Raw genomic sequence first — 12223 nt, 5'->3', positions numbered from 1 at the left:
CCGCGCCGCAGGCGCGTTCTGCACTGTCGCGTCATACCCGTTCGACCTGGAGCGTGCGGTCGCCGAACCGCACCGTGTCGCCCGCCTTCAGCTCCACGGGGTGGCCGGGCGCCAACGCCGTCTCGGAGCCTCCCCGCACGATCGCGCTGCCGTTGGTCGAGGCCCGATCGACGACGAAGAGACCGCGGCGGGCGGGCATCACGGCGATGTGCGTCTTCGACACCGAGCGGGTGTCGTCGAACACCGCGACGAGCTGGGTCTCGCCCTCTCCGGCGGCCGGGCTCGGCGAGCGGCCGAACAGCGTGGTGCCGCGGACCTCGATGCGCTCTCCCGTGTCGAGCACGAGCACGGCGCGCACCCCGGCGGGGGTGGCAGGCGCGGGAGCGGGGGATGCCGGGGCGGGAGACGGTGCTGAGGCGGGAGCCGGGGCTGCAGCGGAGGCCGCGGAAGCGGGACCCGGCGTCGAGGCGGGAGCGGGGGTCTGCGGGACCACGGCCGGGGCCGCCTGGACCGGGACCGGAGCTGGCACCGCCGGAGCCACCGCCGACGCCGGGGCCGGCGCGGGAACCGCAGCGGGCGCGGCGCCCGTCGGCTGCGGGGCGATCACCGGAGGCACGAACGGCGCGGATTCCGCGGCGGGAGGCGCGAAGGAGGTCGGCGCCGCAGGGGCCGGCGAGGGCGTGGCGGCCCCCGTCGCGTGGGACGGAGGCACCGCCGACACCATGGAACCGGAGACCTGCGGCTGCGCCGCATCGGGAGCTGTCGGAGTCGAGGTGCGGTGCGCGCCGATCACACCGCCGGACAGACGGGCGCTCGGCACGTACTCCGCAGGGGCGTCGCGATCGACCGGCGTCGCGAGAGACGGCAGCGGCGCCTGCTCCTCGACCTCCGGGGTCTTGACGCGCTTGCGGGCGATGCGCATGCGCTTCTGGTCGTAGGGGTTGAGGCCGCCGCGCACGTCGACGAACCAGGTCGCTGCCGCCAGGTCGAGCCAGCCGCGTCCACGGCGCTCGGTGTCGAACAGCGGCGAGAGCGCGATCACGAGCAACGGCCCGATGAGCGGCACCAGCAGCGACGCGTACGCGACGAGGTAGCGCACCACGGCGCCGCGCCAGAATCCGGGGCGCTCCAGCGTGCGCACGTTCACCGAGCGGATGCCGCAGATCGCCTTGCCGAGCGTGACGCCCTTGCGTCCGTGCAGCACCAGCTGCACCACGACGTACGCGGTCATGAGTCCCTGTGACACGGCGACGGCCACGATCGCCCAGACCCCGTTGGCGCCGCCGAAGACGGATCCCAGGTCGAGGGTGCCCGAGAGGGCCTGCGTGAGCGGAGGTGTGAGGACGATGATGGCCGGCAGGGCGATGAGCACCGCGACGAGCCATTCGATCAGCGCCGCGAGCACGCGGGCTCCTCGTCCGGCCGCACGGAGTCCGAGCGAGGCGGCATAGGCGGGATCAGGGCGTCCGTGCGCGTCGAGGCCCTCGATCACCGGGGCGTGATCGTCGATCTCCCAGATCACTCGGACTCCCCCTCTGCCTCGTCGGCGTGCGCCGTGTCGAGCAGCGGCAGGTCGTCCTTCGTCACCAGACGCGAGGCGATGACGTGCTCGACGAGACGCGCTCGGCGGTTGGTCGCGAGCAGGCGCTGCCCCCCGCGCATGCCGGGGACGCCGACGCGGTCGAACTTGTCGCACACGTTGTCGAGCTTGCGGTTGAAGCGGGTGACCGTCCATCCCAGCCGTTCTGCGGCCTTCGCGGATGTCGGGATGTCGCTCATCCCGGTGCCGTCTCTGCGCAGCTGCGGCTCCGCGAGCGCGAGGATCAGCAGCTTCTGGCTGAGGGTGAGCGGCACGTCGCCAATGGTCGAGGCGCCGCCGTCGTCGTGCTCACGGCGCGTGGCGCGGAAGGTCGGCTCGGCGGCGTGCACCGTCAGCTCGTAGGTCGTGGGTCCCGCGCTGAACACGATCGTCGTCATCTCGAACACGAGCGGCAGTCGGGCGCCCGGCGCGAGCCAGGCCTGCACGCCGCCGGCCGAGTCCGTCACCGTCGCCGTGAGGCGCGTGCCGACGTTCGACAGCCACCACAGGCCGTCGGCATCCGTGATCTCCAGGAAGTGGCGGTGCAGGAAGAGGTTGTCGTCCAGCTCCAGGTCGCCCTCTCGACCGACCACGAACCGGCCGCCGCGCTCCAGCGGGAAGAACTCCCCGGCGAACTCGACGGTCACGCCGCTCGTCCCGCTCACTCGACGCACCCCCGCACCGGCTCCGACGCGCGGCCGTCGTCACGGCGGAGCATCACGTCGACGCAGACCTTCCCCGCGCCCGCCGTGAACTGCGCCGTCGGCTCGGTCGTCTGCTGCGGGTCGACCTCACCGGACACCTCGACGACGTTCCAGATGAACGAGTCGCCCTCCTGCGGGTCCTTGTTGGTCCAGGTGAACGCGATCTGCTCGCCCGTCCTGGTGCCGCTGAGGTCGCCCACCTTCGGCACGACGTCGGAGACGACGTCCTGCGGGTCGGGGGCCTCCGACGTCGCCTGCGGAGTCGGTTCGATTCCGGAGACCAGGATGTTGAGCATCACGATCGCACCGACGACGACGGCGACTCCCGCGACCGAGAGCAGGATCCAGAGCCCCTTGCGTCCTCGAGGCGCCGTCGACATCGTCTGCGCCGGGGCGTCGACGACGGGAGCGGCGGGCGGTGCGGCGGATGCCGAGGCATCCGGCGCGAGCACTCGAGGCGCGCGCAACAGCGTGCGCTCGTCGGCATCCGCTCCGAGCACCGGAGCGGGCACCCGGATCTGGGTCTCCTCGATCGACGGCGCCTGCGCGGCGGGGGGCGGATCGTAGCGCGGGACCTCGGGGAACACGACCGCCGGTGCCTTGCGCTCCGTCGTCGCCGACGGACGTGTGAAGGCGGCGACCTCGGGGTCGATGCTGACGATCTCCCTGACGCGGGTCAGCCCGTCTCCGTCGTCTTCCTGCTCCTCGGCCGGTGCGTGGTCGTCGACGATGTCGATCGGGGTGACCGAGTGCGACAGCTCGATCTGCACCTTCTGCAGGGCGCGGGCAAAGGCCACGGCGCTCGGGTAGCGGTCGTCGGGGTTCTTCGCCATCGAGCGCTCGAGCAGGCGCTGCAGGCTCTCCGGGGAGTCGGGGCGCGCGAGGGGCGGCAGGGCGGCGCGCTCGATGCGCTCGATGAGGTCGGCGCTGGAGTTGCGCTCCCCCACGCGTTCGAACGGCGAGCGACCGGCCAGCAGCGTGTACAGCGTCGCACCCAGGGCCCACACGTCCGTGCGCGGCCCGCTCTGCGGCGGCTCGGCGAACGACTCCGGCGGCGACCACGGGATGGACATGCCGGATGCTTCGCCCGTCGCGCCCGTCGTCGAGGCGATGCCGAAGTCGGTGAGGGCCGGACGGTTGTACTCGGTGACGAGGATGTTCGCCGGCTTGATGTCGCGGTGCAGAACCCCTGCCCGGTGAGCGGTCTCGACCGCACCGGCGACCTGCACGCCGACGCGCAGCGCCTCGGCGACCGAGAACGGCTCCTTGCGCGCACGCAGCTGCAGGTTCGGCCGGGGGCAGTACTCCATGACCAGATACGGGCGCCCATCGCCCGCGACGCCGGCCTGGTAGATCGTGACGATCGCCGGATGCGTCGAGAGCATCGCCATGACGTTCGCCTCGTCGGCGAACTCCTGCGCGGCGCCGCTGGAGATCCGGTCGGCGAGCAGCACCTTGACCGCGACCCGTCGGCGCGGCATCTGCTGCTCGTACAGGAAGACGTCGGCGAACCCTCCGGTGCCGAGCGGCTCCACATAGGTGAAGCCCGGCAGCTGCGGGGGCGGTGAGGGGCGACGGGTCACGGCAGGTCCTCGAAGGCCACGGTCACTCCGTCTCCCAGGTCGACGACGTCTCCGGACAGGACGAGCGTCTGCTCACCGGGATGCAGTCGAACGGGGTCGGCGCCTGGACGCAGCAGCGTCGAGCCGTTGGTCGTGTGCAGGTCGATCACGACGACGGTGTCGGCGTCGGGGCGCACCTCGAGGTGGCTGCGCGAGATGTCCTGCTGAGGGCTCTCCACCGCGACCAGATGCGGCAGGTTCTCACCGCTGGCGCGGGTGGATCGCGGACGCCGGCCGATGATCACGGTGCGGTCGAGTTCGACCACCTGGCCCGTGGAGACGCGGATGCGGCCGAAACCGGCCGAGGCGACGGGGATCACCTGGGTGGGAGCGTCGTCGGCCACGGGAGGCTGCTGGCGCAGCGCCCGCAGTTCGGCGGCCGAGATGGTCGCTCCGTCGTGGTCGCCCTCGGCCACGATCGGGAAGGGCGGAGGCGGCGGAGCGTCGACGAAACTCGGCGCGGTGTGCACGGTCTCGCCGAAGAGCTGATCGAACTCATCGATGTCGCTCAGGGGGGACAGCGTCTCGGTGGGGATCAGCGTGACCCCCTCGACCTCGTCCTCGGCCGACGGGTCCTCGTCGGATGCCGCGTCGGGCGCCTCATCCTCGTCGGACGGCGCCGCGGCGGGCTCGGACGGCTCCTCGACCGGCGCCTCGACCGACTCCGGGAGAACCGGGACCTCGTCGACCACCGGCTCCGCGGCCGCCGGCTCGGAGACCTCGGGCGCCGGATCGATCGGGGCCTCGACGGCTCCGTCCTCGGCAGAAGGCTCGGGCGCCGCAGCGGATGCGGGAGCGTCGACCGGGGCGGCTCCGGCGACCGGCGGCACGGGAGCGACGTCGACGATCGGCGGCACGGGAGCGACGAGAGGCGGGACCGGTGCGACAGCCGCACCGAACAGCGCGAGCGCCGGAGCGGGTACGCCTCCCAGGACCGCGGCGGACACGCCGCTCTCCTCGGACTCGATCACCGGGGCCGGGCCCAGCACGGCGACGATCCGCTCGGCGTCGCTCGCCTCGAGCTCAGCGCTCACGGCCGCGGCCCGCACGACCCCGCTCTGCACCGGGAGCGCGGCGACGGCATCCGACTCCTCCACCGTGATCTCGATGCGGGTGGCGCCGCCGACGAAGCGCTCGCTCCAGGTGGTCACCTCCGCGCCGGTGAACTCCTGCGCGGACTCCGTGCCGCTGCTGATCCTGGCCACGACGCCGCCGCGCAGCGCGATGCGGACGTCGGTGCCCTCCGCGACGGCGGCCGCGAACGGCGGCAGCGCGGTGAACGATCCCCCGACGCTCGTCGTGAGCACGTCGACCACGCTGGCGAGGGTCTTCTCGGCGGGGAGCCTGTCCCACAGCCGCGCCACGAGGTCGGCGGGCGCGTCCGGCGGCAGTGCGACGAGAGCCCCCGGAATCACGATCAGGTGCCACTGTCCCGGTCGATAGATCGTCTGCATCAGCGAACCCCTCCTGCTGCCTCGCGCGGACGCGTGTCCATGTCGATGTCGGTGTCGTCGGTCTCCAGCAGCGTGCCGGGGCGCGAGGCCACCGACACGGCATCCGCGATCACGACCGTGATGTTATCGCGTCCTCCGGCCTGCAGGGCCTCGGCGACGAGAACGTCTGCGGCCTCCTGCGGGTCCGTCGTCAGCGTGAGCACTTCGCGGATCCGCCCGTCGGAGAGCTCGGAGGTGAGGCCGTCTGAGCACACCATGATCCGGTCGCCGAGCTCGGCGGGGAAGAGCCAGTAGTCGGCATCCCCCGTGCTGCTCGCTCCGATCGCCCTGGTGATGATGTTGCGCCGCCGATCGGTCGCCGCGTCCTCGGGGGTGAGCTGCCCCGCCTCGATGAGCTCCTGGACGACCGAGTGGTCGACCGTGATCTGCTCGAGCTCTCCGTCGGCGAGACGATACGTGCGGGAGTCTCCGATGTTCAGCGCGAGCCAGTAGCCCATGCCGTCGACCGAGGCGATCACGACGCCGCTGAGCGTGGTGCCGGCGCGCCCGTTGCCCGAGGTCGACAGATGCTCGACGCCCTCCCGCGCCCGCTCCAGGGCGAAGCGGACGTCGTCGAGTGCGAGGGATGCCCGGCCGATGAACAGCGCGAACTCCTCGATCACGGTGGCGCTCGCGCGCTCTCCCGCCTCGTGGCCGCCCATGCCGTCGGCGACGACGAACACGGGCGAGCTCGCCAGGTACGCGTCCTCGTTCAGGGCGCGTCGCAGCCCCGGGTGCGTCGCTGACCCGGTGGTGACGACGAGTCCGGGCCTCACGCGTAGCCGCCGACCGTGACGATGCGATCGCCGATCTCGATGGCGTCGCCGAGCCGCACCGGCACGCGCTGGCCGGCGGGGCAGGCGATGCGCTGGCCGTCGCGCACGATGGTCATGCCGTTCGTGGAATGGCGGTCGAGAACCCAGCCGCCGGAGATCTCGGATGCCGCCTCGAAGTGCGTCTTCGACAGCGACAGCGTCTCATCGCGCACGGGCACGAGCACGGCGCCGTCTTCGGGGGCGGGGTTGCGGCCGAAGATCGTGCGGCGCGACACCGGGACCCTCGTGCCGTCGTCCCACGTGAAGATCAGGCGGTGGCCGGGGATGCTGATGCGGGTCTGCTCGAGCTCCGCCTCGTCCTCCGCGCCGTCGACGGGGAGCGCATCCTGGGCGGGCGGCGCTGCGGGAGCGGGCGGCACGGCGGGAGCGGGCGCCGCCGCAGGAGCGGGCGGCACGGCAGGAGCAGGCGGAGCGGCGAGTGTCGGCTCGGCGGCGATCGGCGCTGCGGGCGCGGGGCGCTGCACCACCGTCTCGTCGAGCGACGGGTCGAGGTCCGACGCCGCCGGAGCGGCAGCGGGCTCGGGTGCAGCCGCGGCCGGGGGCCGGGGCTGGGTGACGCCGGGCACGAAGGCGATCAGCGACCCCGCGTCGGCCTGCTCGACCGGCTCCGGGTGGACGGTCGCGGGCTGAGCAGCCGGCGCCGGCTGAGCCGCGGGCACGACCGGAGCCGGAGGAACGGCGGGTGCGGCGGGGACGACCGGCGCCGCTGGAGCCGCGGGCGCTGCGGGTGCCGCGAACGCCCCGGGGTGCTGCGGAGCGGCCGGAGCGGGGATGCCGGGGACCGGCGGTGCAGCGGGGATGCCGGGGAACCCCTGGCCCGGAGCCACCACGGGGAACGCCGTCGTCGCCGGAGCGGCGGGCGCTGCGGGCGCCGCCGTCGACGGTCGCCGCGCGTCGAGCACACGAGCATCCGCGACACGGTCATGCCAGCCCTGGAACCGGCCGGAGCCGTCGAACAGCGGGGAGAAGTATCCGACCACGACGCTCGCGGTGAGCCAGAAGACGATGTTGCGCAGCAGAGCGCGTCCGAAGCGGATCGGGGAGCCGTCGGTCGCCGAGGCGAGCCGCACGCCCTGCGCGCGCATGCCGAACGAGCCCTTGCCGGTCTGCATCACGGTGTAGGCGACGGCCCAGCCCATCATGACCAGAAGGAGCAGCCCGTAGCCGATCGGCATCACGATCATGAGGTTCTCGATGGGCCTGGTGCTGAAGGCGATCACGGCGACGACGATGAAGCCGACGATCGCGATCGCCCCGGCGATCAGGGCGTCGATCAGGTAGGCGATCGCGCGCCGCGGGATCGGCGCGCTGCTCTCGATCGCGGGCTGGCTCATGGGGTCTCGCTCTCGGGTGCGGGGGGCGTCTTCGCAGCGGTGCTGCTCTTGATCGTGCCAGGTTCACGGCGGACGCGCGCGGTGGCGGCATCCTTCAGGTTCTGCATTCCGGTCGCCACGGCGGTGCCGCCCATCAGCGAGCGCAGGCTCAGGCGCGCCTTCATCCTCTTGAAGAAGCCCGCCTCCTTGCCGAGCCCGCCGACGAGTCCGTCGACCTCCGCCCAGAACGCGTCCACGTCGTCAGGGGTCGGATCGGCGGGTCCGAACACCTCGGCGTCGGCGCGCTCGGCGAGCGTCGTGACCTGCGGGAGGGTGAGGGCGGTGGCCACGGTCGCGGCCTCCTCGACCCTGGTGCCGCCGGGCGCGACCCTGGCTCCGTAGTCGACGGCGCGATCGGTCAGCTCGTCCCACCCGCCGCTGATGCGGTCGGACGCCCTGGCCGCGTTGCGCCGCGAGCGGCGCTTGGCCGCCTTCCACGCGCCGATCACGATGAACGGCGACGCGAGCAGCGCGAGGATGCCGAGCGTGATGCCGCCGACCGCGAGGATGATGCCGATCAGCCCCGCGAGGTTGAACGTCTCGTCCTCGCCCTTGCGGTCGTCCGGCAGCGTCGGCGGGAGGTCGACCGGCTCCTGCGGCGGGGGCGGCGGCTGCAGCACCTGCGGCTTGGGGTCGACCTTCGGCTTGGTGTTCTGGTCGTTCGGGACCTTGTCCTCGGGCGGGGTCGGGTTGAAGGTGAGCCAGCCCACCCCCTCGAAGTTGACCTCGACCCACGCGTGCACGTCGTCGCCCGTGGCCGCGAACTCGGGGTCTCCCTCGCGCTCCTCGTCGGGGTAGTACCCCATCACCACGCGGGCCGGAATGCCGACCTCACGCGCGAGCAGCGCCATCGCGACCGCGTACTGCTCGTCGTCGCCGATCATCTGATCGCCGCCGATGAGCGTCGAGATGCGCTCGGCCGTGTGGCCGGCGCGCGAGAGGACCTCGCCCTCCAGACCGTGGCTGAAGAAGCCGCCCTCTGCGAGGAACGTCTCCAGCGCGCGGACGCGCTCGATGGGCGACTCGGCGCCGGCGACGGTCTCGGACGCGAGGGAGGTGAGCTCCTCCGGAACGTTGCTCTGCTTCGGGAGGGGCACCTTGCCGAAGTCGACGTCGGCCAGCTGGGTGTCGTCGAGCGGCGCGGGCATGACCGTGTCGATCGTGTAGCTGTCGCCCTTCTTGAGCTTCGACGTGACGACCGCCGTGCCGGTCTCCGTGTTGTAGTAGCCCGTGCGGCGCAGCTCCTCTGCGCGACCGCCCGTGAAGTCGATCGCGGAGACGGCGCCCGCGTCGGGCACCCACACGCCGTTGTAGCGGTCGATGTCGACCTTCAGCGTGACGGGGACGCCCTCGGCCTCCGGTGACATGTTCGACCGGAGCGGCGCGAACGCACTCGACGAGTCGGGTCCGCCGTCGGTGACGTTGTAGACCATGCCGTCGTACTGATCCATGACGGCGATCCGGATGCGCGCCCCCTTGGGCAGCCCCTTCACGGTGAACAGCGTCTCGTCTGCTTCGTCGCGCACGTTCTTGCGGAAGGACTGCAGCGGACTCGGATAGTCGCGGATGTTGAACGGCGGGATGATGACGTCGCGGAAGACGTGCCGGGGCTGCGCCGGCGCGGCGACCGCGCTCGTGGCGATGCCCGCACCACCCGCGACGACAAGCACCGCCGCGCCCGCGATGAGGCGCCGCATGCGCATCTGGGTGGCGCGAGAGGAGTCGACCTCACTCACCGACACGGCGTCGTTCTGCGGCGCCCACAGCTGGCGGAGCGCGAGCCACGCGATCGCCATGACGGCGAACACCAGACCCTGGGCGAGCGGGAACGCCGGCTCGGGCGTGCCCAGCACGATGACGAGCATGAGCAGCGCACCGGCGGGGATCAGAGCCCAGGCGACCCGAGAGAGCCGGAGGGCGAGGGATGCCGTCAGCACCGTGCCGACGAGCGCGAGCAGGAACGGCACGATGAGGTGCCCGTCCGCCGCCGCCACCGGGGCGACGGTGGTGAGCATCTGCTTCCACGAGGTGACCGTGCCGAGCGCGAGGCGCTGGAGGGTGTCGAACGTCGGCACGACACCGAGGAGCGTGGTGTGCGGCAGGGCGAGGGCGCCGCCGAAGACGAAGTACGCCGCGACGGTCAGTCCGGCGATGATCAGGATGCCCCAGCGTCGCCAGGCGGCGACCGCGGAGATCGCGAGACCCAGGAGGATGCCGCCGATCGCGGCCGGGAGGTACGAGCCGCCGGCGAACGTCGGCCAGAAGCCGACCATGGAGACGCCGACGAGCAGCGCGGACGCTCCGAGGTCGAGGATCCAGCGGCGCAGCGGCAGCGCCGTGGCCGTGGTGGCGGGTGCGGTCATGCGAGAACCTTCTGGAGCGCGAGGGGGATCTGCTCGAGCGAGCCGACGGTGACGACGTCGGCGTCGCCGATGCGGCGGAGCGCGGGAGAGGATGTCGAGCGGTCGGCGACGATGGCGAGAACGCGTGCGCCGAAGGGCAGGCGGGAGCATGCCAGACGGAGGTCGTCCGAGCGCACCTTGGACCCGCAGATCAGCACGACGACGCTGGCGAGGGGCATGGTCCTGGCGACGACGCCGGCGAGGTCCTCGATGCCGCCGCGGCGGGGCTTGGAATGGGTCACGGCCGACAGCGAGTCGAGCAGCTGCTTGCCGGTGCCCGCGGGGAGCTCGCGCCCCTGCACGCGGACGTCGACGCGCTGCGAGTCGCGGATGGCCCGCAGGCCGATGGAACCGGCGACCGAGATCGCGAGCTCGAAGTCGTCTCCTGTGGCGTACTCCGCCGCGGCGCGGGAGAGCCCGATCACGAAGTGCGAGCGCCGGGTCTCCTCGTATTGCCGCACCATCATCGTCCCGGTGCGCGCGGTGGACTTCCAGTGCACGTGGCGCAGGTCGTCGCCGGGCTGGTACTCGAGCAGGGCGTGGAACGAGACGTCGTCGCGCGAGAGGTCGGCGGCGGGAAGACCCTCGAGGTCGCGCAGGTACCCGAGCGACTGGCCGTCGAAGAGGATGGTCTTCGGATGCACGAAGAGGTCGACGGGGTCGTCGCGGCGGTGGGCGCGCTCGAACAGGCCGAGCGGGTCTCCGCGCACGACGCTGACGGGGCCGACCTTCACGACACCGCGCTTCTGCGTAGGGATGGCGAAGAGCTCCTCCGCCTCCTCACCGGGCGCGAGCCGCTGGATGCCGAACTCGCCGCGGCCCGATCCGACGGGCAGCACCACACGGGAGGGCAGGATCGCCCTCGTACCGCGGTTCGCGAGCTTCAGGCCGCCGACCGCGCGCTCCCCCACGACGACGCGCGTGCGCGCGAGGTCGAGGGACACGTCGTAGGCGGTGCGCCCGATCAGGAACAGAGCGCAGAGGACGACGGTGATCGCGATGACGACGGCGGCGACGGTGAACTCCGCCCATCCGGCCACCTGACCGAGGATCCAGAAGCCGACGGCGAGCGCCATCAGCACCCATGCCAGCGGCCGGATCGCCGCGGTGACCTTGCGGAGGCGCGCGAGGCCGCGCGCACCGATGACCGCCGCGACGTCGCGCCAGCCGGCGTCGCGGGCGATCGGCGCAGCCTCGAGTGCCTCCGTCGTCATCACGCGGCCGATCGCGCCTGCGGCGCCGCGATGTTCTCGAGCACGCGGGCGATCACGATGTCGCTCGTGGTGCCGGCGAACTCCGCCTCGGCATCCAGCAGCAGACGGTGCTGCCAGACCGGACGTGCGAGGGCCTTGATGTCATCCGGCAGCACGAAGTGACGGCCGTGGGCCGCCGCCCACACCTTCGCCATGCGCACCATCGCGATCGCGCCGCGGACCGAGACGCCGAGGCGGATGGCGGGGTCCTTGCGCGTCGCCTCGGAGAGCTCGGCGACGTAGCGCAGCACGGCGGGCTCGACGTGCACGGATGCACCGAGGTCGGCCATGTCGGCGACGGCGCTCGTCGTGATCACCGCGGACAGCGCGGCCGACGGGTTGCGGTCGGATGCTCCGGCCAGGATGCTCTCGGTGATGGCGAGATCGGGGTAGCCGATCGAGGTCTTGATCAGGAACCGGTCGAGCTGCGCCTCGGGCAGCTTGTACGTGCCCGCCTGCTCGATCGGGTTCTGCGTGGCGATCACGAGGAACGGCCGGCCGGTCTCGTGGGTCACGCCGTCGACGGTGACGCGCGACTCCTCCATGACCTCCAGCAGCGCCGACTGCGTCTTCGGCGATGCGCGGTTGATCTCGTCGGCGAGCACGATCGAGGCGAAGATCGGTCCCTTGTGGAACTCGAAGCGGTGCGACTGCTGGTCGTAGATCGTGACGCCGGTGACGTCGGACGGCAGCAGGTCGGGGGTGAACTGGATGCGGGCGCTGGTGCCCTGCACGGTCGCGGCGAGCGCCTTCGCGAGGCTCGTCTTGCCGGTGCCGGGGGCGTCCTCGAGCAGCACGTGGCCCTCGGCGAGCATGGAGGCGAGCACGAGCGAGACGATCTCGCGCTTGCCCTGCACGGCCTTGTCGACGTTGTCGACGAGGCGGGTGAAGGTGCCCTGGAACCAGGCGGCCTGTTCGGGGGTCATTGTCATGAGCGTGGTGCTTCCTGTTCTGTATGTGT

General features: G+C 72.2%; 9 protein-coding genes. All 9 read right to left on the bottom strand.

Annotation, left to right across the window (positions count from 1 at the left end; translation table 11 throughout):
- Window positions 1–31 precede the first annotated feature (31 nt).
- From CQ047_RS19170 to CQ047_RS07575, 9 genes are read right to left on the bottom strand one after another with little or no spacing between them, the layout of a single operon-like run.
- Complete coding sequence (locus CQ047_RS19170; protein ID WP_105673877.1) at window positions 32–1522, bottom strand: RDD family protein; 1491 nt, start codon at window positions 1520–1522, stop codon at window positions 32–34.
- The gene (locus tag CQ047_RS07610) at window positions 1519–2226 is read right to left on the bottom strand and encodes a hypothetical protein (RefSeq protein WP_223587192.1); all 708 of its coding nucleotides are present in this window, start codon (window positions 2224–2226) and stop codon (window positions 1519–1521) included. Before CQ047_RS07610 ends, CQ047_RS19170 begins: the two co-directional genes overlap by 4 nt.
- Before the next feature lie 14 nt (window positions 2227–2240).
- Window positions 2241–3866: a serine/threonine-protein kinase gene (locus CQ047_RS07605; protein ID WP_105673873.1), complete on the bottom strand. Its 1626-nt coding sequence runs from the start codon at window positions 3864–3866 to the stop codon at window positions 2241–2243.
- Window positions 3863–5359: an FHA domain-containing protein gene (locus CQ047_RS07600; RefSeq protein WP_105673871.1), complete on the bottom strand. Its 1497-nt coding sequence runs from the start codon at window positions 5357–5359 to the stop codon at window positions 3863–3865. The genes CQ047_RS07605 and CQ047_RS07600 overlap by 4 nt, the downstream gene beginning before the upstream one ends.
- Complete coding sequence (locus CQ047_RS07595) at window positions 5359–6174, bottom strand: PP2C family serine/threonine-protein phosphatase (protein ID WP_105673869.1); 816 nt, start codon at window positions 6172–6174, stop codon at window positions 5359–5361. The genes CQ047_RS07600 and CQ047_RS07595 overlap by 1 nt, the downstream gene beginning before the upstream one ends.
- Complete coding sequence (locus tag CQ047_RS19165) at window positions 6171–7568, bottom strand: RDD family protein (protein WP_105673867.1); 1398 nt, start codon at window positions 7566–7568, stop codon at window positions 6171–6173. The genes CQ047_RS07595 and CQ047_RS19165 overlap by 4 nt, the downstream gene beginning before the upstream one ends.
- A complete protein-coding gene (locus CQ047_RS07585; protein WP_105673865.1) occupies window positions 7565–9970 on the bottom strand; it encodes a transglutaminase domain-containing protein in 2406 nt (801 codons plus the stop codon). The genes CQ047_RS19165 and CQ047_RS07585 overlap by 4 nt, the downstream gene beginning before the upstream one ends.
- Window positions 9967–11223, bottom strand: a complete 1257-nt coding sequence (locus tag CQ047_RS07580; RefSeq protein ID WP_105673863.1) for a DUF58 domain-containing protein — start codon at window positions 11221–11223, stop codon at window positions 9967–9969. Before CQ047_RS07580 ends, CQ047_RS07585 begins: the two co-directional genes overlap by 4 nt.
- Window positions 11223–12194 carry a MoxR family ATPase gene (locus CQ047_RS07575; protein ID WP_105673861.1) on the bottom strand — a complete coding sequence of 324 codons (972 nt, stop codon included), beginning with the start codon at window positions 12192–12194 and terminating at the stop codon, window positions 11223–11225. The genes CQ047_RS07580 and CQ047_RS07575 overlap by 1 nt, the downstream gene beginning before the upstream one ends.
- Window positions 12195–12223 lie beyond the last annotated feature (29 nt).

This window comes from Microbacterium sp. MYb72 (assembly GCF_002979415.1).
Classification (GTDB): Bacteria; Actinomycetota; Actinomycetes; order Actinomycetales; family Microbacteriaceae; genus Microbacterium; species Microbacterium natoriense.
This window is presented reverse-complemented; position numbering and strand designations above follow the sequence as displayed.